Origin of the sequence: Paenibacillus borealis (assembly GCF_000758665.1) — a bacterium.
Lineage (GTDB): Bacteria > Bacillota > Bacilli > Paenibacillales > Paenibacillaceae > Paenibacillus_AQ > Paenibacillus_AQ borealis.
The window spans coordinates 6,432,336-6,455,087 of sequence record NZ_CP009285.1 but is presented as its reverse complement, the minus strand read 5'-3'; the positions used below and the strand labels follow the sequence as shown (position 1 = coordinate 6,455,087).

Sequence of the window (22,752 nt, the reverse complement as noted above, 5' to 3'; positions counted from 1 at the left end):
TTCATGGCTGAACAATGGATCTATCTGGATGGACAACATGTAACGAAGGAAAATGCTAAGGTATCGGTATTTGATCACGGTTTTTTATATGGAGACGGTATTTTCGAAGGTATCCGTATTTATAACGGCAATATTTTCAAATGCAAAGAGCATCTGGACAGGCTGTATGATTCGGCCAAATCGATTATGCTGGAGATTCCGCTGACGTATGATGAGATGCTGGAGGCTATGGCTGAGACCATCCGCCTTAATGAAATGCGCAACGGTTATATTCGCCTGATTGTTTCTCGCGGTCCTGGTAATCTGGGACTTGATCCGCGCCGCTGTCCCAAAGCCAGTGTCATCATTATTGTAGAGCAGCTGGCCATCTACCCTGAACAGGCTTATCTGAACGGTCTCCGTGCCGTTTCGGTATCCCAGCGCCGCAACATCCCGGATGCGCTGAACCCTAAGATTAAATCGCTGAACTATCTCAACAACATTCTAGTGAAGATCCAGTCTAATCTGGCCGAAGCCGATGAAGCGATCATGATGAATGCTCAAGGGTACGTAACCGAAGGATCAGGCGACAACATCTTCATTATCAAAAGAGGGGTAGTCTACACGCCTCCTTGCTATTTGGGCGCGCTTGAGGGCATTACCCGTCTGGCGATTATCGAGCTATGTGAGAAACTGGGCTTGCCGCTTAAGGAAGAGCCGTTTACCATGCATGATGTATATATTGCCGATGAGGTGTTCTTCACCGGTACCGCAGCTGAAGTCATTGCAGCCCGTGAAATCGACGGCCGGATTATCGGCTCCGGTCATGCCGGTCCGATTACCCTTCAGCTGCTTGAAGAATTCCGTAATGTTGTGGACAAAGACGGTTACAAGGTTTGGGAATAATATAGCGACAGTGAACTTTAGCTGTAACCATTGAATGAATAGAGCATTAATCCTCTCATGGAGCCATGGGAGGATTTTTTTTGCTTTTAGGGATGTCATTCGCCCATGGGCTGCATAAGATGAAGTAACGAAGGAGGCGGCTGTACCGCATATACCGATGCTGGAGTGCAATAATCCCTGAACCGGGGTGCAACGTCGATCATAGATACTTATTAGGAGGTAAATGCTGCGTGAAAATACACATTGTTAAGCAAGGCGATTCGCTGTTTGCGTTATCGCAGAAGTATGGAGTGCCGCTGCAAAAAATAATCGAGGCCAATCCGCAAATTTCGAATCCAGACGTGCTTGCTGTCGGTGATAAGGTCAAAATACCGGCAGCCCCGATAGCTGTACCGGATAACAGCGATGTATACTACAAGCATACCGTGAAACAAGGTGATACCTTGTGGAAGCTATCCAAAGCATGGGGGATTACGCTGAAGGATATGATTGATGCCAATCCGCAGCTTAAGAATCCTAATGTTCTGATGACTGGGGAAATAGTGAATATCCCGAAGAAAGCTAATACTGCTTCGCCTATTCAGGCTCAGTCTGTCGCTCCGGCAAAAGCTAATACTACCCCCATTCAAGCACAATCAACAGCTCCTGCAGTGGTAGACAAAACAGCTATTGGCGGCAAAACCTATACCGGTCCAATAGAAAAGCCGGCTCCGGTCGTATCTCCTGCTGCAGAAGCTGTCCCGGTTCCTATCGCCGTTCCTGTACCAGCGCCTAACCCTGCGCCTAATAAGGCACCCGAAGTGATGCCGGTCCAGGAAATCATCCATGAGAAGCAAAGCTTGTTTGTACAAATCTCAGTTCCGGCACAGGAAGCCATCACATATGAGATGCCCAAAGAAGCACATAAAACAGAGGTTCAACCGGCAGCCTGGAATGAAGGCAAAGGCTCTCCATGCGACAAGACAGAAGGCTATCCAGGTCTGAATGAGAACCCGTATTTTATGAATTGTCCGCCGGTATATCCGGTGTATGAACCCATGGGAATGATGGACATCAACGCTGCCCCTAACTACATTCAGCCTGCGGCTTTCATGCCGGATTGCCCGCCGTACTATGCTTATCCTGCGGGCGAGTATCCCGGGACCTGGTATCCTAATGCTGCGCCTGACTATAACAATGCGGCAATGTCCGCAGTGAGTCCGGCTGGCGATAATGCGTCATTTGTTTCTCCGCAGTATAGCGGCCAGCCAGTCAATCTTCCTTGGCCTTCCTGCGGATGCGGCGGAATGTCGATTCAGCCTTACCCGTATGAGCAGGCGATGCAGCCTATGTACAATACGTATCCGGTGTACGGCATGCCGCAGCAGGGAATGGTATCCCCTTATTCATCAGGAATGAATTCAATGCCTAATGCGGTGTCACCGGTGTATGATCAGCCGATGGTATCGAATATCCCTCCTTATCCGTCCTACCCGGGCATGGAGAACTTCGCTCATAACCGTGTTCCGGAAATCCAGGTTCCGGAGCTGGCAGTACAGGAACCGGCAGAGACTCTGGAAGCAGGACGCGTTGAAGCTCCGTTAGCGAAGAATGCAAAGAGCGGAGCTTCCAAAACGGCACCGAAAGTGAAAACTTCCAGTCAAACAACAACAGCCAAGGCTAAGACTTCTTCCAAAACACGTTCGAATACAGCCAAAAAGAATAAGAATCCATGGATTTCTAACTAAGCAGTCTGAAACCAAGGTTTACGGAGTGCATGCAGGTCACGCATATGATGCGGGCTTGCTGCACTTTTATAGTTTTTGCAGGTATAGAGACTCGTATAGTATAACTATGTAGTTCTATAGAATTATTTAAAAAATGGTAAATATTAAGGGTTGTCTTTGGCAACACATACATGGTATATTATAAATCCAGTCGCGAGGCGGAAGCCTTTTCACAAGATTGGACATGTTGTTTTGAAGAGTATGCAAACAGCTTCTGAAAAATAAGTGTTGCAATCAGACGAAAAACATGGTATATTATAAAAGTTGCTGGTGACGCGGTAAGCGGCGCTGACAACGAGCTTGATCTTTGAAAACTGAACAACGAGTGAGTATCGGAAATCACCTCGGTGAGATCCAAAATAGAGAATGTAACATTCTCGTCAGATGTTTCAAAATGAGCAATCGCTCTTTCTAAATACAATTTGGAGAGTTTGATCCTGGCTCAGGACGAACGCTGGCGGCGTGCCTAATACATGCAAGTCGAGCGGAGTTTGAATGGAAGCTTGCTTCCATTCATGCTTAGCGGCGGACGGGTGAGTAACACGTAGGCAACCTGCCCTCAAGACTGGGATAACTACCGGAAACGGTAGCTAATACCGGATAATTTCTTTCCTCTCCTGAAGAGAGAATGAAAGGCGGAGCAATCTGTCGCTTGGGGATGGGCCTGCGGCGCATTAGCTAGTTGGTGGGGTAACGGCTCACCAAGGCGACGATGCGTAGCCGACCTGAGAGGGTGAACGGCCACACTGGGACTGAGACACGGCCCAGACTCCTACGGGAGGCAGCAGTAGGGAATCTTCCGCAATGGGCGAAAGCCTGACGGAGCAACGCCGCGTGAGTGATGAAGGTTTTCGGATCGTAAAGCTCTGTTGCCAGGGAAGAACGTCCGGTAGAGTAACTGCTACCGGAGTGACGGTACCTGAGAAGAAAGCCCCGGCTAACTACGTGCCAGCAGCCGCGGTAATACGTAGGGGGCAAGCGTTGTCCGGAATTATTGGGCGTAAAGCGCGCGCAGGCGGTCATTTAAGTCTGGTGTTTAAACCTTGGGCTCAACCTGAGGTCGCACTGGAAACTGGGTGACTTGAGTACAGAAGAGGAAAGTGGAATTCCACGTGTAGCGGTGAAATGCGTAGATATGTGGAGGAACACCAGTGGCGAAGGCGACTTTCTGGGCTGTAACTGACGCTGAGGCGCGAAAGCGTGGGGAGCAAACAGGATTAGATACCCTGGTAGTCCACGCCGTAAACGATGAGTGCTAGGTGTTAGGGGTTTCGATACCCTTGGTGCCGAAGTTAACACAGTAAGCACTCCGCCTGGGGAGTACGGTCGCAAGACTGAAACTCAAAGGAATTGACGGGGACCCGCACAAGCAGTGGAGTATGTGGTTTAATTCGAAGCAACGCGAAGAACCTTACCAGGTCTTGACATCCCTCTGAATCCGCTAGAGATAGCGGCGGCCTTCGGGACAGAGGAGACAGGTGGTGCATGGTTGTCGTCAGCTCGTGTCGTGAGATGTTGGGTTAAGTCCCGCAACGAGCGCAACCCTTGACTTTAGTTGCCAGCAGGTAAGGCTGGGCACTCTAGAGTGACTGCCGGTGACAAACCGGAGGAAGGTGGGGATGACGTCAAATCATCATGCCCCTTATGACCTGGGCTACACACGTACTACAATGGCCGGTACAACGGGAAGCGAAGCCGCGAGGCGGAGCCAATCCCAGCAAAGCCGGTCTCAGTTCGGATTGCAGGCTGCAACTCGCCTGCATGAAGTCGGAATTGCTAGTAATCGCGGATCAGCATGCCGCGGTGAATACGTTCCCGGGTCTTGTACACACCGCCCGTCACACCACGAGAGTTTACAACACCCGAAGTCGGTGGGGTAACCCGCAAGGGAGCCAGCCGCCGAAGGTGGGGTAGATGATTGGGGTGAAGTCGTAACAAGGTAGCCGTATCGGAAGGTGCGGCTGGATCACCTCCTTTCTATGGAGAATCGTTTCCTGCAACGGAAACATTCAAATCGGAAGTATTACTTCCAAAACTCAGGTTTAGGCCTGTTACTCACTCGTTGGTCAGTTTTGAGAGTTTAAGCTCTCATCTTTAACTTGATCCTTGAAAACTGGATACCGAAACGAATTTGCGTTTTAGAACATCTTTTAGCTGAAACTTGTGAAAGCAAGTTGAAATAGTTATTAGTCATGCTGAGCGATGGTTTTGGATTATGAGGGACTTTTGGCTTTAAACAGAATAGCGGACGGATTCATCCGGAAGCGCTGTTTAAAACAAGATGAGCGAATGAGCCAATACCGGAGCGATTGGTTAAGCTAATAAGAGCACACGGAGGATGCCTAGGCGCCAGGAGCCGACGAAGGACGTGGCGAACAACGAAACTGCCTCGGGGAGCTGTAAGCAAGCTTTGATCCGGGGGTGTCCGAATGGGGAAACCCAGCTGTGGTAATTCGCAGTTACTCATTTCTGAATACATAGGAAATGTAGAGGCAGACCAGGGGAACTGAAACATCTAAGTACCCTGAGGAAGAGAAAACAATAGTGATTCCGTCAGTAGCGGCGAGCGAACGCGGAACAGCCTAAACCAAGGGGCTTGCCCCTTGGGGTTGTGGGACGTCTCACATGGAGTTACAAAGGAATATGGTAGGCGAAGAGGTCTGGAAAGGCCCGCGATAGAGGTAAAAGCCCTGTAGCCTAAACTGTGTTCTCTCCGAGACGGATCCCGAGTAGTGCGGGGCACGTGAAACCCCGTATGAATCCAGCAGGACCATCTGCTAAGGCTAAATACTACCTGGCGACCGATAGTGAAACAGTACCGTGAGGGAAAGGTGAAAAGCACCCCGGAAGGGGAGTGAAATAGAACCTGAAACCGTGTGCTTACAAAAAGTCAGAGCCCGATCTATGGGTGATGGCGTGCCTTTTGTAGAATGAACCGGCGAGTTACGTTTAACATGCAAGGTTAAGGTGAGAAGCCGGAGCCGCAGCGAAAGCGAGTCTGAATAGGGCGACTGAGTATGTGGACGTAGACCCGAAACCGTGTGATCTACCCCTGTCCAGGGTGAAGGTGCGGTAACACGCACTGGAGGCCCGAACCCACGCATGTTGAAAAATGCGGGGATGAGGTGGGGGTAGCGGAGAAATTCCAATCGAACTCGGAGATAGCTGGTTCTCCCCGAAATAGCTTTAGGGCTAGCCTCGGTGAATGGAGTGGTGGAGGTAGAGCACTGATTGGGTGCGGGGCCCGCAAGGGTTACCAAGCTCAGTCAAACTCCGAATGCCATTAACTTCTTGCCGGGAGTCAGACAGTGAGTGCTAAGATCCATTGTCAAAAGGGAAACAGCCCAGACCATCAGCTAAGGTCCCCAAGTGTGTGTTAAGTGGGAAAGGATGTGGAGTTGCACAGACAACCAGGATGTTGGCTTAGAAGCAGCCACCATTGAAAGAGTGCGTAATAGCTCACTGGTCGAGTGACTCTGCGCCGAAAATGTAACGGGGCTAAACACACCACCGAAGCTATGGCTAGATGCTTTGCATCTGGGGTAGGGGAGCGTTGTATGTAGGTTGAAGGTGTACCGTAAGGAGCGCTGGACAGCATACAAGTGAGAATGCCGGTATGAGTAACGAAAAGATCAGTGAGAATCTGATCCGCCGAAAGCCCAAGGTTTCCTGAGGAAGGCTCGTCCGCTCAGGGTAAGTCGGGACCTAAGGCGAGGCCGAAAGGCGTAGTCGAAGGACAACAGTTTGAAATTACTGTACCACCGTAATCCGCTATGAGCGATGGGGTGACGCAGGAGGGTAGTGACGCGGACTGATGGATGTCCGTCTAAGCAGTGAGGCTGGTGTGTAGGCAAATCCGCACACCGTTAAGGCTGGGCTGTGATGGGGAGCGAAAATTGTAGTAGCGAAGGTCATGATCTCACACTGCCAAGAAAAGCCTCTAGCCAGGAGAAGGTGCCCGTACCGCAAACCGACACAGGTAGGCGAGAAGAGAATTCTAAGGCGCGCGGAAGAACTCTCGTTAAGGAACTCGGCAAAATGACCTCGTAACTTCGGGAGAAGAGGTGCCTCGGTAGGGTGAATAGCCCGAGGGGGCCGCAGTGAAAAGGCCCAAGCGACTGTTTAGCAAAAACACAGGTCTGTGCGAAGCCGCAAGGCGAAGTATACGGGCTGACGCCTGCCCGGTGCTGGAAGGTTAAGGGGAGTGGTTAGGAGCAATCCGAAGCTGTGAACCGAAGCCCCAGTAAACGGCGGCCGTAACTATAACGGTCCTAAGGTAGCGAAATTCCTTGTCAGGTAAATTCTGACCCGCACGAATGGCGTAACGACTTGGGCGCTGTCTCAACGAGAGATCCGGTGAAATTTTAATACCTGTGAAGATGCAGGTTACCCGCGACAAGACGGAAAGACCCCATGGAGCTTTACTGCAGCTTGATATTGAATTTGGGTACGATCTGTACAGGATAGGTGGGAGCCGGTGAGGCAGGAGCGCAAGCTTCTGCGGAGGCGCCGTTGGGATACCACCCTGATCGTATCTAGGTTCTAACCTGGTACCCTAAGCGGGTACGGGGACCGTGTCAGGCGGGCAGTTTGACTGGGGCGGTCGCCTCCTAAAGAGTAACGGAGGCGTTCAAAGGTTCCCTCAGAATGGTTGGAAATCATTCGCAGAGTGCAAAGGCATAAGGGAGCTTGACTGCGAGACCTACAAGTCGAGCAGGGACGAAAGTCGGACTTAGTGATCCGGTGGTACCGCATGGAAGGGCCATCGCTCAACGGATAAAAGCTACCCTGGGGATAACAGGCTTATCTCCCCCAAGAGTCCACATCGACGGGGAGGTTTGGCACCTCGATGTCGGCTCATCGCATCCTGGGGCTGAAGTAGGTCCCAAGGGTTGGGCTGTTCGCCCATTAAAGCGGTACGCGAGCTGGGTTCAGAACGTCGTGAGACAGTTCGGTCCCTATCTGTCGTGGGCGCAGGAAATTTGAGAGGAGCTGTCCTTAGTACGAGAGGACCGGGATGGACGTACCGCTGGTGCATCAGTTGTTCCGCCAGGAGCATGGCTGAGTAGCTACGTACGGACGGGATAAGCGCTGAAAGCATCTAAGCGTGAAGCCCCCCTCAAGATGAGATTTCCCAATTAGTAAGACCCCTTGAAGACGACGAGGTAGATAGGTTGGAGGTGGAAGTGCAGCAATGCATGGAGCTGACCAATACTAATCGGTCGAGGGCTTATCCAACAATTCTAACACGCAGATTCGTTTCGGATTCAGTTTTCAGGAATCAAATTGTAATTTATAGAGCTCAAGCAGTTCTGTAGAGAAAATTTGTTTTCAGCATTTGGCGATGCTGAGACCTGAACAATGCATTTGATATATCAAATGCCCGTTTGGTGGCGATAGCGGAGGGGTTCCACACGTACCCATCCCGAACACGACCGTTAAGCCCTCCAGCGCCGATGGTACTTGGACCGAAGGGTCCTGGGAGAGTAGGACGCCGCCAAGCACTTAAGACCACTGTTGATATTCAACGGTGGTTTTTTGTTGTACAGTTAACACATGAATTTCACGATTTTAGCCCGCTGCCTGAGGAGGGGAACGGATTACATTTTAAAATTCCTGCTCATAATACAACATTTTCTTTATAAGATAATTATTGTCGGGAGGGTGCGTATGTGATTATTTGGCTGAATGGAACCTTTTGTTCAGGAAAAACGCAAACGGCGGATGAACTCCACCGGAGAATTCCACATTCTTATGTATTCGATCCGGAGAATGCCGGCTATTATATCCGTGATAACATTCCTGCGGAAATGTCAAAAAACGATTTTCAGAGCCATCCTCTCTGGCGTGAGCTTGCGTATTCAATGCTTAGATACATAGATTCAGAGTATGATGGAACAATTATTGTACCTATGACACTAGTAGATCCAGACTATTTTATGGAGATAGTGGGTAGACTAAGAAGCGAGGGCCGTGAAGTTCGTCACTTCACGTTGTCTGCTTCACCTGAGACCCTGCTCAGCAGACTGGAGAGCCGTGGTGAAGGTAGGGACTCCTGGGCTGCTGTGCAGATGGACAGATGCCTTACAGGGCTGAAGAATAAGGTCTTCGAGTGTTATGTGGACACTGAGCAGAAGTCCATTCCAGAGGTAGCTGGAATTATTATATCTCTGTTGAAGACCGGGGAATAGGAAACGGATTCTACAATTAGCTATTCAGAATAGAGTTGAAGTGGAAGGACAAAAGAATTTAATAATTATATTGTTTTCTATTGCATTATGCCCATATATTTGATATAATATTTTTTGTTGTCGAAAGAATTATTGTTGATATGGCTCGTTGGTCAAGGGGTTAAGACACCTCCCTTTCACGGAGGTAACATGGGTTCGAATCCCATACGAGTCACCATAAAAAATAATGTTTGTATATCTCATGATAATGTGTTATGATCATTAAGTTGCTTCTTCGATGGAGGCTTAGCTCAGCTGGGAGAGCATCTGCCTTACAAGCAGAGGGTCGGGGGTTCGAACCCCTCAGCCTCCACCATGGAGACTTGCAAGATAGAAGTGAATACATTTATTACTGACGCGGGGTGGAGCAGCCCGGTAGCTCGTCGGGCTCATAACCCGAAGGCCGCAGGTTCAAATCCTGCCCCCGCAATTTAACTTGGAACCGTGGTGTAGTTGGCCTAACATGCCTGCCTGTCACGCAGGAGATCGCGGGTTCGAATCCCGTCGGTTCCGCCATCTTTTTTACTTCAGGGATGAGAATTCCCAGGGTTCGTTGAAGCATAGGCATCGTAAGGAATACATCGCAATCTCGTAACGGAGTGAAGAGTATCCCGTCGGTTCCGCCATTTTACTTAAGTAAACTATTGAATACATACCGTGTGCGGACGTGGCTCAGCGGTAGAGCATCGCCTTGCCAAGGCGAGGGTCGCGGGTTCGATTCCCGTCGTCCGCTCCATATTTTGCGCCCTTAGCTCAGCTGGATAGAGCGTTTGACTACGAATCAAAAGGTCGGGAGTTCGAATCTCTCAGGGCGCGCCATATTTACTTCTTGGGATAATCAAAGTGTCCTCAGATTCGAACGAGTTCGTTGGAGCATATGCTTCGTTAGAATAACTTCGCAATCGGATGTATAGCATCCGTATCTCTCAGGGCGCGCCATTATTACTTCTTGAATACTCAAAGTATCCTTAAGGGATATATACCTATAATTTGCCGGCGTGGCGGAATGGCAGACGCGCTCGACTCAAAATCGAGAGGGAAACCGTGGAGGTTCGAGTCCTCTCGCCGGTATAACAATGACTGACATGTGAAATTGCTAAATGCAATATTACATGTCAGTCATTTTTTGTTGTTCAGAAACATCCCCAGCTGAGCTGTCCCTTTAGCGATATTGGGCTTCATCTATAAACCAGGTATTTTTTAAATCCATATATCCGTAACTGCTTGTTACATCTTCATTAATGAAAGGATAAATCATTTGTTCATGCTTCATTTGGTTCAGATAAATTATGTAATAATTGCTGAACAAAAAATCATCCAGTCTGTATAAATTATCATTTGGCGATATCGTTTCTGGATCATTATTTTCTTCTGCCAGGTGTTCGTTAATTTCGTTATATATGTTATCGGAGAAAAAACGTTTGGGCAGCAATACTGGGCTAAAGAGAAATTGTAAAAAGGAGAGCTGAATATCTTCGGAAGGTATTTCTCCAGCCAGCATAATATCAATTTTACTCTCAGCAAGATTCGACGACAGATATTCATTTTTATCAATGGCCATTAACTCAAGACGAAGGCCGTACTTATTTGCTTTTTGCTGAATCCACTTGGCTTCTTCACTGTATTCATCTGACATCATAAATCCAAGTGTGAGAGGTTCGTTATTGTAGTCGCAAGCCTTCAAAAGGTTCTCAATTTTACTATCCTCAAGAGGGATATGCTTCTCTTGAGTCTGGAAGTAACTTTTTATTTTATTATTATATGGTCGCTTGAGCTCCGTGAACATTTGTTTAGAGTCGAGTAAATGATAAAGGGCTTCCCTAAACTCCTTTTGATTAAAAACCGGGGATTTTTTGTGATTGAAAATAATAAAATTGAAGCCATCATTTAGCAGGATAGGTGAATAATCAGCACGCTGCTCCGGAATGAGCTTTACTTTTTTTATATTCCAGAATTCAACAATGTCAAGTAACGGTTTGATGCCATAGTAGTCGTTAAAGCTAACAAGCCTCACTGGGGTTTCATTTTTTATTTCAAGTTTAAAGGCTCCCGTACCGGTCCATTGATCCACCGGATAATTATAGCCGTTTGGAACCATTGTTAGATTAATAGAGCATAGGTATCTGAGGAAAAACGAATCCGGTTTTTTTAAACAAATTTTTATCGAGTACTCGTCTAGACATTCCATACTATCGATATTGTCCAAAGCCCAGCATATGACTGATTCCGGACCACAGGCTTGTTTAATGGAATATAATACATCCTCACTGTTAAATAGCTTTCCATTATGGAACAGGACGTTTTTTCGTAAAAATAAGACCCAGGTCCGACCAAAATTCAGCTGACGCCAATGATGAGCCAATCTTGGTGTTATTTTTTGTTTCTCCATATCGAAATCAAGCAAGGTATCGCCTGTTTGTTGAAGCAGAAATGCTTCTAGTGCAGAGGAAGCTTTTCTGGGATCAAGGGTTGTAACAGGGCGGGGCAATATCGTTCTCAGACATGTTAAGTTATCGTTCATATAATGAACTTTAAATATTTTACGCACGTCCTCAAGCGCATTATTCAACCATTGGGAAGGCAAATTTAATTCCAGCAGGAACAGAATATCGTCATAGGATTTAGCTGCTAAACTTTGATTGAGAAACTCGTCGAGCTCCACATCAAAGGGATGGGAAAAGATTATTTGTGACAGATTCCCCCTGCCGATTCCAGCTTGAAAGACTAGCAGTTTTTTATCCTGATATTTTTTTAATCTGCGGTTTACTGTTTTTGTTGTACAATTCCATAAGTTCTCTAACTCATTTGTTTTAAAAAGAATTCTGTTTCCAATATATGAGCGCATCGAAATGTAGTTTCTCTCCATAAACCCCTCACCTCATAAACAATTTTGAAGCTGATTCCTGAAATCTATTCATCCTCTATTTTGTAAAAGTGGTCACATTAAAGTTAAATAACTATTTTTAACATATTATCATATATATATAATGGGGAATAAGAATAAATGGTGAAGATTGAAATAAATATTAATTTAGTTGAATAATCTAAATACATATATAGGAGCGTAGAGTGCATGAAGGAAGTTAGCTTTGAAACATATGATATGCTGATAGAAAGATCCATAAACGATGCGCGGAACACAGAGACAGCTTCTCAAGCGATTCAACTTATTTTAACTTTATCCGGACATTTGGAGTTTGCAGAGATGTTTAAGAGCCTGACTTACTTTGAACAGGAGATCTATAAACTGGTCACTGAAGATGCTCTGAAATTCACTGGATCTGAAGAACAGGACGATTCAGACTTATTGTATTTTTATTACATAAAAAAGCAAAAGTTATTTATTACTGAGCTTAAGCAGGAGCACGGGAGCTTAATTGGATCAATGAAGATAGGCTCCTACAGAACGAAAATTGACGACCTCTTTGAGGAAAATAATATTCGTCATTTGAAAGAAGTAAAAGAGTGCGATTTGTTTTTTAGTGGGCACAGTGGCCAGGAAATTATAAAAATGGTTAATGAAATCAAGCATTTCTGCCAGCACATGGCTCCCATATCCTTGTTTGTGAATCATAAATTATATTCGAATTTCTATGAATTAAATAATCTTTATCCTGCTCATCATAAATTTGATGCAGATTATATTTTATGTGCGTTGACCACCAAATCCATAGAAGATTGGGAAGAAGAGGATAAGATCTTTGTTTATTCCCTCTATCTGTTATTTAAGTCAGGTATCCAAACACGTGCAGAAGAAATCAATAATCAGCAAATTACGCTTTCTTCACTGCATATATTTTTTGAAGATAAATATACAACCTATTGTGAAATTCTGCACCTTCCATTGGAACCTATTTTTAAAGCCAGCAGCCTGATGGAAAAATCGTTACGGGTGCGGGAACTTTTTGCAAAGGTTAGAGAAACTGTCCTCATCTATAGAGATATTAATGGAATCAGTCTGCAAAAAACAGAAAAATTCCTCGGTCTAAATCATGCATCCTTGTGTACGAAAAGAGACAACGCTCTGGAAGAGATGCTGCGCAATCAATTTGGTCTGATTAGTGCTGATCACTCTTCGCTCTATGAACTGTCGAGAAAGCTTGTATATCAGGAGCTGACAGGTCAAATTGCAGGCAATGACCGTCACAACTCGATTCATGCCTTAGTGCATAGCATATTAAGCACATTAGGAGAAAAAACTAATTCGGATGTTTGCTTTTCAAGGTTTTTTCAAAACATAGGAGCTTTCATTAAATTGTTGCGGGAAAAAAAGGTTGAGGATATTTGTGCTTTGAAGCTGCAGAATTATTCCTGTTATATCGTTCCAAGTGCACGTTTGGCACACAGAATGCCTGTAGAAATGTTAGCCAAAATGTGCGTTTCTATTGCATCCCGGATGTTATATAACAGCTGGCATTATATCCCCGGAAATTTCCAGAGTTATACAGATATAATTGAAAATCGTGATTATTATTTCCCTCCACAGTTGCCTGATATTACTAAGCTGTCTAAATATCATCATGTCGGCCATGTAAAACTCTCGGTAAACAATTGTATAAGAGCACCGCATTCTATCACAATTGATGATACTATTCTTCATGCCTTTATGGATATCAGATTGGTGAGATTGGGCGATGAAGTATACCAAGAGTCTGATCTTCTCGACTCCCTTGTCTATACCCAATATTTATATCAGGTATATCAAGCGATCGTTGATGAGGTTGCTGAACAGAATACATCCTATAGTTTAATTGAATACGATAAAGACTGGTATGTTCAATACTATTCCTTGGAGGCTGCCCCGAATGAAAAGAGTACTGTTTATTAATTTAAGATCACATAAGGTAGAACGGATGGAGCCACTTTATGCGGCTAGAAATTTGAACGTGAAGGTTACTTTGCTGGCAGACAAGAAGCCCGGGGTAGATGAAGGATTTATTGATGATTATATTATTACAGATACCTATGACATGAAGGCTTGTCTGGAAATCGTTAAAGAGTATGCTGCAAAGACAAAGATCCATGGGGTGGTCACTTGGGCCGATAAGGATGTTGAACTGGCTTCACTGATTGGAGAAGCTTTGCAGTTAAAAACACTGTCTATTGCGGCTAGTACAGGTGCAAGAAATAAATTTGAAATGAGAAAAAAAATCGAAAGTGTTTTCCCGGAATTATGCCCACAATTTAGGCAGGTTAGAACTTGGGAAGACTTGATGTCAGCACAAGCGGAAATTGGTTTTCCGGCTATTTTTAAACCAGTAGGGGCTTCAGGAAGTAAAAGTATTTTTAAGGTAAACGCTGAATCCGATCTGCCGGATATCTATCGGAGTATGGTAGAGACAACCAGGATTGAGAAAGATAAAGTGTATTCGTACTACCCTTCAGAGTATATCTATGAAGAGTTTCTTGAAGGGGACGAAATCTCGATTGAAGGGCTTATTGATCAGGGGCAGATTATTATTGCCGGAATTATCGACAAGTATGTAACTGAGGATTATTCCCTGGAGTATAAGGAAATATTCCCTTCCCAGAAAAACAGTGAGGATCTCAAACAATATCAAATCCAAATCAAGCAAGCTCTCACAGCCTTGCAATTTGATAATTGCGCGTTTCATGCCGAATGCAAAGTCAAAGGCAGCAAGCTAAAGGTTATTGAAATTGCCGCACGCCCGGCAGGCGGATTCATAACTTCGCATCTTATTCCGATTGTTACGGGAATCTCCTTTCATGAGGAAGTCATCAATAATGCAGTTGGAGAAGCAGTGAATCAAGATATGGATATGGTTGTCTGGCAAAACAATGTCCCCTCAAATGTAGTTCTTGGTCATTTAGATCTACTATCCCAGCAGGCTGGTGTAGTTACTCAAATTGCAGGGATCGAGGATGTATTTGAGGACAAAAATATACTGTATTTCCTGCCTACAGCAAGTGTGAATCAACAGGTATCTTTACCGCCTGACAGCTTTGGCTCCCTGTATCTGGCAACTTGTATAGCCAAAGGAACATCTATATCTGAGGTGGAATATTCGATGGCAAAGGCGATGCAAAAATATAAAGTGACCATAGAATAGGTGAGAAAATGACAATTGCTATTATGAATAAACTAAGCTACCATAGGGTGCCTTATGATAAGTGGCTGGGCAATAAAGAGGACATTGTTATATTCACATCCTCAGAGACATACGAAGAATTCTGTCATAAGGGCTTTCTTGAGGTTTGGCCTTTTGATTCTTATGAAAAAAATACAGAAATAGAAAACTCCATTATTCATCTGAATAAGAAGTATCAATTTTCAAAACTTATCGCTCTATCAGAATATGATATTTTACGTGCAGGGAAACTTCGCAGCATTCTGAATATACCTGGACAGAATTTTTTTAGCAGCACTGCTTTTCGGGATAAACTCCTTATGAAACAAACAGCAAGTTACGGAGGCATCAGGGTTCCTGAGTTTAACCAAATTTTCAGCAAGGATAATATCATTCATTTTGTACAAAACAATCATTTTCCCGTTATTCTTAAACCTATTTCTGCCTCTGGTTCCGAAGGGGTTATGGTACTGAAAAATGAGCAAAACCTGCAAGAGCTCTTAACTGAATTTGATGATTTTGAATCCGGTAATTATGAAGTAGAAACATTTATTGATGGAACAATGTACCATGTGGATGGATTGGTGGCCAAAGGCCATTTGATTTTTTGTTCAGTGTCCAAATATTATAACGGTTGCCTGGAGTACCAGAGTAACAACCCTTTAAGTAGTTTCACTTTATCTGATACAAATTCTTTGAAACACGCGATCATCAAGGAAACTGAAAAATTATTGGAGGCCATGCCCACTCCGGAGGATACTTCTTTCCATGCCGAGTTTTTTGTAAATAATGAAGGGGAAATTTATTTATGTGAAGTTGCCAGCAGAACAGGCGGCGGCAAGATTGGCAGAGTGGTGGAGTTGAAATACGGGCTGAATTTAAACCAGGCTTCCTGCCAGCTGCAATGTCATTGTGCTGTTGAAGCTTCACTCAAAGAAACAGATATGTTATACGGATTTTTGTTGATTCCCCCGCAGATCGGTACTTTTGGTGGATACAGTAAAAATATAACCGTTGAGAGTATCGTTGAGTATGAAACCGCGGCGACTTCCGGGGAAAGATATAACGGGGCTCAGCACAGTGCCGATTTCGTTGCGGCAGTTATCGTAAAAGCTGGCAGCGAATCAGAAATAGAGAAGGAGATCGACAGAATCACAAGTTTATTTCAAGAAAATATGGTTTGGGAAAAATAAATCTTAAGGGAGAATCTTTTGCAGGTCAATGATGGCAGTGTAAATCCAAGCTTGAACAGACGTACATGGTTTTTATTGGGGCTGGGTCTCAATAATCTGGGGAACAATTTTTATTATATCGGCTTACCTTTGTTGGTTTACAAATTGTCCGGGTCTGCAACCTCAATGGGGATTATGGCAATCATCGAAGTACTTCCTGTGCTTTTGCTGGGACCCTTTATTGGTACAATCGTAGATAGACTGGATTCAAAGAAAATATTACTGGTTTCGTCCATATTACAAGCTGTCATTATGGCGGTATTTTTTGGTGTGAGTAATATACAGGACAGTACAGCCATTGTGTATATTGTTTACATTTTAGGCGGAATTACCGCAACCAATGTTCAATTTAATAAAATAACTATTTTTACGATTGTACCCAAGCTTTTTCATAATAATCTGAAAGCAGGAAATGCAAAGATATCTTCTGTAACTACATCCACCGAATTGTTCTCTCCTTTTATAGCATCCTTCTTTATCGGATTAATGGGACTGTTTTCTCTATTTTTGTTTAACTGTATTACTTCTGTGTGGTTTGCCTTGATTATTGTCAAAGCGCAGATACTGGATGAGAAGAAACAACCTGCTCCATTTGATTTCAGCTCTTTTATTAGGGATACAACCAAAGGATTTAAGGTATTTGTACATTCAAGACCTCTTCTGTTATTAATAATAATTGTAGCTATCTCAAACCTGGGAGACGCAGGACTCATCCAACTGCTGATGTATTATATGGCAGAGGACTTTCACCTATCCAATGCATCTATTTCGTTTATCATAGGGATTAGTGGTATTGGGGCTTTTTTAGGTACGTTTTTCCCAAGGTTCACCAATAAAATGACTATAGGTCATACGCTGTTTATAGGATTGCTGCTGAACAATGTCGGGATTTTTTTATTGCTAATTAAGAGTTGGCCCATTATTGCAGTAGGATTGTTTATAGCTAATGTAGGGGGGATTATTTATGGAATCTCTCAGAATACAATTATTCATATGGTCGCAGAGAAAGATATGCTGGCTAGAGTGAATAGTTCACTGAAATTATTGGTGCAGATTACTAAGCCCATCTCAATTTCTATGTTAATGTTCTCAGCCAATGCGTTTGGGGCTTATTTTGGGATTGTTGTATGCGTTAGTTTTGCAGTAATTACTACGGCAGTTATGATAATCACCAAATTTTATAATTTTGAATTGGAAGATAAGAAGATAAGAGGTGAATAGCCCTTGAGAGCGGCGATTATTAATCATTTCTCAGTCAAAAGAGTAGATTACATAAAGGCTTTGAATAATCTTGATGTTGAAATTGTTCTGTTCACTAAAAAGAAATTCGAAAATGATTACAGGCAAATATTTACTACTGTCCTAGGATACGATCATTTGGAACATAATGATAATGTCTATTATGATCTGATAGAAATGCATAAAGAAAAGAACTTTGATGTAATTATAGCTACTTATGAATTTGATCTTGAGAAAGTAGGGTTGTTAAGATCTTATTTGGGTTTGCCCGGACAAAATGCCAGCAGTTCTTTATTGTTCAGAAACAAATTCAAGATGAAAAGCCGTTTGCAGGGTACTGTTAATTTGCCCAGGTTTAAGGAGGTGACCAATGTTTTTGATATCTTTGATTTTGCTCAAAGTAATGGTTATCCTTTTGTTGTTAAGCCCCAGTCAGGAGCAGGTTCTGTTGGGGTGAAAATTATACGGGATGTCAGTGGATTAAGAAAACTGTTAGAAGCAAGTATAACTGAGCCTTTATTAATTGAAGAATATATCACGGGTGAGATGTTTCATGTTGATGGATTGTATAAGGATGGGCATTTAATTCTATCTGTGCCTTCAAAATATATCAATGATTGCTTAGCTTTTGAAACAGGCAAATATTTAGGTTCTGTTATGCTGGAGGAACGCGATCCATATTATGACCGGCTTAACCGGGAGGTTGCCAAAGTTTTAGATACGTTGGAGACACCAAATCAGGTTATTGCTTTTCATGCTGAGTTTTTTTTGGATGATGAGGATACACTGATTTTCTGTGAGATTGCTTCAAGAGTGGGTGGCGGGATGATTCCTGAGGCCATTTATTATGCCAAAGGAGTTGATCTTCTTACTGAATCCATAAGTTCTCAGCTGCTCATTGAGCATGAGTTCACGGTCCAGGATAATAAGATGGCTGGTTGGATAACCATTCCCCCTGGAACAGGTAAACTGAAGGAGTTTAACCTTGCTCCTTTTGAATGGATTAAGGAAAGTTATTATAAAGAAGATGACTTAAACAAAATTTTCGAGGGAGCTTCCTCCAGCGCGGACGCTATCATTTCGTACGTTATTTCGGGAGAGTCCACCGATGAATTATGCGAAAGAATCGAGCAAATATATGCTTGGCACAAGCTGCATGATGAATGGATACAAGAATGCTCAAATGCGGACAGTACCCCGGATAACCTTTTTTTGGGCGCGGCTTTGTCTCCTTGAAATTTGCTTGCCGATATCATCATAAACAGGCTTACAATTTGCTTTCGGGCAATTTGTAAGCCTGTTTTCAAGTTTAATGTACCAGCTCTATTACTGCCATCTGGTGATTCTCCATGTAAGGAATTGTGTACGAGATTTCACCCTCCGGACTTACTGTAAACGGCAGTTCAGTCATCGAGGGAGCCAGATAGACCCGCTGGATGGGGGCCGGAGACGGCAGATTCAGGCTAACAGAAATGTCCCGCAGCGGCACAATGTCCTCGATGACTTCAATACGGCCCTTCAGGGCAGGGGCGGCATAGAGCAGATGGTTCACATAGCGCTTCTCCGCCGGCTGGTGCTGCAGAGTCGTTACTCCCCGGGCTGGGAGATCAGTGCGGAGGGAAGGGCGCGGCAGCAGCCGGGACAGCGCATGGAGCACCATTTCTTTGAGGATAAGGTGGCCGCCTTCCGCATAGTCGCTGAACACTTCCCAGGCAATATAGATTCCGCTGCTGCTCTCAACCATGGCCGGTCCATTATCTTCCCGGGTACCAGGTGTATGCTGATGCGAACAGAAAGTGAAGACATCGCGGTTGAAATACGGATTCTCCAGGTGGCCGAGCGATTGTCCCTCCCGCAATTCTACCAGCTGACCTTCACCGTACATTACATAAGAAGCAGGCAGTAAGGCGCCGGGCGTGAAATGCGGATGGAAATACGCCGGACGGTACGGATTTGTTCCCTGCCAGCGGATACCCAGATTCAGCGCAAAGGCATCACCTGCCGGATTCAGGCCCGAACGTCCGGTGGCCAGCACCTTGCCGCCCACTGCCGTAAAGGCTTCAATAGCAGCCGCCAATTCCGGCCATACCGGTACTTCATCCGGCAGAATCAGCACCTTGTAAGCGGCAAAATCGCTGAATGTATCCACGATGTCATACAGGTAGTGCCCTTCACTCAGTATGCGCACCACACCGGCGTCAGCTACATTGCGCAGTCCCTTCAGTTCCTGTCCGCCGGGACAGGCTTCACGCGCTGCCTCCAGGGACAGGACAGCGATATCCGCAACGGACTCCACCCCGCTGCACCACGGCTCCTTCGCCTCCACCTCGGCATAGGCAGCGCCGATTAGGGCATAGGTCGCTTCATCCATAAAGCCCGAAGGGTGAAGCTGGTCACCGATAGAGCATTTCGCACCATGGGCGAGGCTGAGAGCGGCTTCATAGCGCAGCGCGTTCGGATGCTTATAGCCGCCAAATTCGCCCCAGGAGGTATGGAATTTGCCGGTCATGCCGAGAAATTCCATGCCCAGGGTCTGGGCGTACCGTGCCGACAGCGGGAAGTGATCGTAGCCCCAGCCGCCGGTCGGAAGGGATTCCAGCTCAATGTGGCTGTTGACCTGGACGAGATCACGCCGGCCCCGCTGCTGATGGCCGTTGTTGTGATAGACCGGAAGACCAGGCTTTACAGCGTCGATCGTCTCCCGGACGCGGCGGGCATAATTCAGGTAAGTCTGTTCACCTAAGGCAGTGACGGCTGCTTCATCACGGGGATCCTGGCCGGCTGCCCGCAGTGCCGTGACGCAATATTGGCAGCGGCATTTACGGCTACCGACGATATCGAGAAAGATGCCGTCGGCATCATAACGGGAGACAACTTCATGGATTTGCGCCAGCAAAACGTCCAGATAAGGTGTGTTCAGGCAAAACTCATGGTAACCCGGTGTCATGAAGTCCTTCACCCAGCGTGTACGGTCCTCTGCATCACGGATGAGCCACTCGGGATGACGGCGCGCAAGCTTCTCATCAAGGCCGGCGGACAGATATACCGGCGTCTTGACCCCGATTTCGTGAGCTGCACTGATCATCTCCCCCAGAAGATCGAAGGAGAGATGCGGATGCATTTCATTGGCTTCACTGGGGTGATAGGCCCAGCCGTGATGGCATTTGGAGAACACTGTAACAGAGTCAACATGACCGGCACGCAGCATGGATTGAAACTGGGATTTGGAGAAGTCTTTGCCGGTGCCGGGTATGAATTCGGAAGTATGGAAGTCCAGGTGAACCTGACGAAAACGCATGGATACACAGCCCCTTATACGATTTGGATGAAAAGCGGATTCCCAGTCAATGTAACTCTTTTATGCCGGAGCGGCCAGTGATATTATAGACTTTGAATAGCACAAAATCGACTTGGACAGGAGAGATAGACAGTGCTGTGTCTGGAATTAGCGATTCCGCCGCTGCCGCAATTCGTCACGGTGGGGCATGCCGTCTGGGCGCCGGGAGACCGGCATTTCGCCCGCACGTTCGGTGTGTACGATCTGCTGCTGGTGAAGCGGGGAACGCTCTATATAAGAGAAAAGGATAGAGAGTATGCGGTGGGGCCGGGTAAGCTGCTGGTGCTGGAGGCGGGGCTGCCGCATGAAGGGTACCGGGCCTGCGAGGAGGATACAGAGATTTACTGGGTGCACTTCATCCACGAATCTAAGCCGGCCTATATCCGGCGGGAGGATATTTCCTGGTCATCACTGCTGGCCAAAGGAACGGTGGAGGATGAGGAGCCCTCTGCACAGCAGCGTCTGTACATGCCGAAATATGCCACAATCGACGTAGAGGCGCTGGAGCCGATTCTGCATGAGATGAATGAGATCCACAGCCGGCTGAATACAGAAAATGCACTGCGTCTTCACCTGCTGCTGGCCGGGCTGCTGGAGGCACTTCAGGCGGAATGCATACGGACTGCACAGCCGGAGCCGGCGGCACGGCTGGCCCGGGCAGCAGCCAGCTATCTGGATGTCCACTGGAGACAGCCGTTTAATCTTGCAGGGCTTGAAGAGGAGCTGCATTTCCAGGCGGATTATATTACAAGGTGCATGAAACAGCATATCGGTACTACGCCGCTGCAGTATGTACTCCATCTGCGTCTGGAAGAAGCAAAGAAGCTGCTGGGCGGTACAGTGCTGGGTATTTCTGAAATTGCCGAACGGATAGGCATTCAAGACCCCAACTATATGACGCGCCTGTTCAGCACGAGGTTTGGACTGACTCCCGGAGCTTACCGCCGCCGGCAGCGCCAGAGGGAAGATACAGCTGCCTCTACCGAAACGGAGGAAGTCTAAGGGCCGCTTCGGGGGCTGCCAAGAGCTCAGTCATGTCGATATAATGCTAAAGAAAGTCGGGATCGTTAAGGCGGAAAAAGGCAGAGGGCGCTACCATTAGATTGCAGGAGAACCGCTTGGCATAGGCCAAGACGGGGAAATGGCGCAATGATCAGGAGGGAAGAAATGCTGCCTTTAAATATTCATACGATTATTGATAGGGTAACCAAAGATTCCGCGAATCCCGTGATTCTGTTCCTCGGGGACAGCATTACGGCAGACGGCCTGTATATCCGATTAGCCCGGGAAGGGCTGAAGCAGCACCGTCCGGATCTGGCGGTGGAGCTGATCCCGGGCGGTGTTCCCAGCGAGACGGCGTCGGGCCTCAGCGAAGCGGCACATCCGTTTCCGCGGCCTTGCATCCACGAACGGCTGGCAAGAGAGCTTGCGGCAGCGTCTCCGGGTGTGGTCGTAGCCTGCTACGGGATGAATGACGGGATCTATCATCCTTTGTCGGAAGAGCGTTTCGCAGCCTATCAGGCGGGGATGCTGCAGCTGAGCACACAAATCCGTGAAGCGGGGGCCGCTGTTGTGCTGATGACACCGCCGCCATTTGACGCTCCGTCCATGAACGGCCGGCTGCAGCCGGCGGATGCGGCTGATTTCAGCTATCTGGCTCCTTACAAGGATTATGACGAGGTGTTGGAGCATTATGCGGGCTGGCTGCTGTCCGGTGAATGTCCTGCGGATGGCATCATCGATTTGCGCACACCGCTGCTGGAGCATATCCGGCAGGAGCGGTCACTGAATGCCTCGTATAGTTATGGAGACGGAATCCATCCGGACGCAGCGGGACACGGGGTAATCGCACGGACACTTCTGCGGAATTTGTTCGATGCAGAGCCGGATACGCTGCGGGGTGCGGAGGAATCGGGGGAGGCGGCCCGCGGAAAAGCGGATTGACATGCAAAATGGCGCGGGATTATAGTAAGG

12 protein-coding genes, 7 tRNA genes and 3 rRNA genes are annotated in these 22,752 nt (G+C 46.4%); 20 read left to right on the top strand and 2 right to left on the bottom strand.

What is annotated here, in order from left to right; all coding sequences use genetic code 11:
- The first annotated feature begins 3 nt into the window (after positions 1-3).
- The 13 genes from ilvE to PBOR_RS27260 all read left to right on the top strand — a co-directional run bounded on the left by ilvE (position 4) and on the right by PBOR_RS27260 (position 9,952).
- Positions 4-885 (top strand): branched-chain-amino-acid transaminase, encoded by an 882-nt coding sequence (gene ilvE, locus PBOR_RS27320; protein WP_042217034.1) that lies wholly within the window; start codon positions 4-6, stop codon positions 883-885.
- A 230-nt stretch (positions 886-1,115) separates the two neighbouring features.
- On the top strand, positions 1,116-2,612 hold the full coding sequence (locus PBOR_RS35730) for a LysM peptidoglycan-binding domain-containing protein (RefSeq protein ID WP_052429654.1): 1,497 nt from the start codon (positions 1,116-1,118) through the stop codon (positions 2,610-2,612).
- A 458-nt stretch (positions 2,613-3,070) separates the two neighbouring features.
- A 16S ribosomal RNA gene (locus tag PBOR_RS27310) occupies positions 3,071-4,628 on the top strand.
- A gap of 334 nt (positions 4,629-4,962) precedes the next feature.
- A 23S ribosomal RNA gene (locus tag PBOR_RS27305) occupies positions 4,963-7,889 on the top strand.
- A 148-nt stretch (positions 7,890-8,037) separates the two neighbouring features.
- A 5S ribosomal RNA gene (gene rrf, locus PBOR_RS27300) occupies positions 8,038-8,154 on the top strand.
- The 16S, 23S and 5S rRNA genes sit together here, the layout of an rRNA operon.
- A gap of 169 nt (positions 8,155-8,323) precedes the next feature.
- On the top strand, positions 8,324-8,842 hold the full coding sequence (locus tag PBOR_RS27295; protein ID WP_042217033.1) for an AAA family ATPase: 519 nt from the start codon (positions 8,324-8,326) through the stop codon (positions 8,840-8,842).
- A 142-nt stretch (positions 8,843-8,984) separates the two neighbouring features.
- A tRNA-Glu gene (locus PBOR_RS27290) sits at positions 8,985-9,059 on the top strand.
- Between the two features lie 62 nt (positions 9,060-9,121).
- Positions 9,122-9,197, top strand: a tRNA-Val gene (locus tag PBOR_RS27285).
- A 40-nt stretch (positions 9,198-9,237) separates the two neighbouring features.
- A tRNA-Met gene (locus PBOR_RS27280) sits at positions 9,238-9,311 on the top strand.
- 8 nt (positions 9,312-9,319) lie between these two features.
- Positions 9,320-9,397: transfer RNA gene (locus tag PBOR_RS27275), tRNA-Asp, on the top strand.
- 145 nt (positions 9,398-9,542) lie between these two features.
- Positions 9,543-9,617, top strand: a tRNA-Gly gene (locus PBOR_RS27270).
- 6 nt (positions 9,618-9,623) lie between these two features.
- A tRNA-Arg gene (locus tag PBOR_RS27265) sits at positions 9,624-9,700 on the top strand.
- Between the two features lie 173 nt (positions 9,701-9,873).
- Positions 9,874-9,952, top strand: a tRNA-Leu gene (locus PBOR_RS27260).
- A 91-nt stretch (positions 9,953-10,043) separates the two neighbouring features.
- Here the strand turns inward: PBOR_RS27260 and PBOR_RS27255 are convergent.
- Complete coding sequence (locus tag PBOR_RS27255; protein WP_042217032.1) at positions 10,044-11,747, bottom strand: ABC transporter substrate-binding protein; 1,704 nt, start codon at positions 11,745-11,747, stop codon at positions 10,044-10,046.
- Positions 11,748-11,954: 207 nt separating this feature from the next.
- On the opposite strand from PBOR_RS27255, the gene PBOR_RS27250 reads away from it, so the two are divergent.
- From PBOR_RS27250 to PBOR_RS27230, 5 genes are read left to right on the top strand one after another with little or no spacing between them, the layout of a single operon-like run.
- Positions 11,955-13,709: a hypothetical protein gene (locus PBOR_RS27250; RefSeq protein WP_042217031.1), complete on the top strand. Its 1,755-nt coding sequence runs from the start codon at positions 11,955-11,957 to the stop codon at positions 13,707-13,709.
- Positions 13,687-14,952, top strand: a complete 1,266-nt coding sequence (locus PBOR_RS27245; protein ID WP_042217030.1) for an ATP-grasp domain-containing protein — start codon at positions 13,687-13,689, stop codon at positions 14,950-14,952. The genes PBOR_RS27250 and PBOR_RS27245 overlap by 23 nt, the downstream gene beginning before the upstream one ends.
- Before the next feature lie 8 nt (positions 14,953-14,960).
- Positions 14,961-16,163, top strand: coding sequence for an ATP-grasp domain-containing protein (locus PBOR_RS27240; RefSeq protein ID WP_042217029.1), 1,203 nt, complete (start codon positions 14,961-14,963; stop codon positions 16,161-16,163).
- 18 nt (positions 16,164-16,181) lie between these two features.
- Positions 16,182-17,423, top strand: a complete 1,242-nt coding sequence (locus tag PBOR_RS27235) for an MFS transporter (RefSeq protein ID WP_042217028.1) — start codon at positions 16,182-16,184, stop codon at positions 17,421-17,423.
- 3 nt (positions 17,424-17,426) lie between these two features.
- Complete coding sequence (locus PBOR_RS27230; RefSeq protein ID WP_052429653.1) at positions 17,427-18,677, top strand: ATP-grasp domain-containing protein; 1,251 nt, start codon at positions 17,427-17,429, stop codon at positions 18,675-18,677.
- Between the two features lie 73 nt (positions 18,678-18,750).
- Here the strand turns inward: PBOR_RS27230 and PBOR_RS27225 are convergent, their stop codons facing one another.
- Positions 18,751-20,739, bottom strand: coding sequence for an alpha-amylase family protein (locus PBOR_RS27225; RefSeq protein WP_042217027.1), 1,989 nt, complete (start codon positions 20,737-20,739; stop codon positions 18,751-18,753).
- 132 nt (positions 20,740-20,871) lie between these two features.
- Between PBOR_RS27225 and PBOR_RS27220 the strand changes: the two genes are divergently transcribed.
- Both PBOR_RS27220 and PBOR_RS27215 read left to right on the top strand, forming a co-directional pair.
- Complete coding sequence (locus PBOR_RS27220; RefSeq protein ID WP_042217026.1) at positions 20,872-21,780, top strand: AraC family transcriptional regulator; 909 nt, start codon at positions 20,872-20,874, stop codon at positions 21,778-21,780.
- A gap of 165 nt (positions 21,781-21,945) precedes the next feature.
- Complete coding sequence (locus PBOR_RS27215) at positions 21,946-22,722, top strand: GDSL-type esterase/lipase family protein (protein ID WP_052429652.1); 777 nt, start codon at positions 21,946-21,948, stop codon at positions 22,720-22,722.
- Positions 22,723-22,752: the final 30 nt, after the last annotated feature.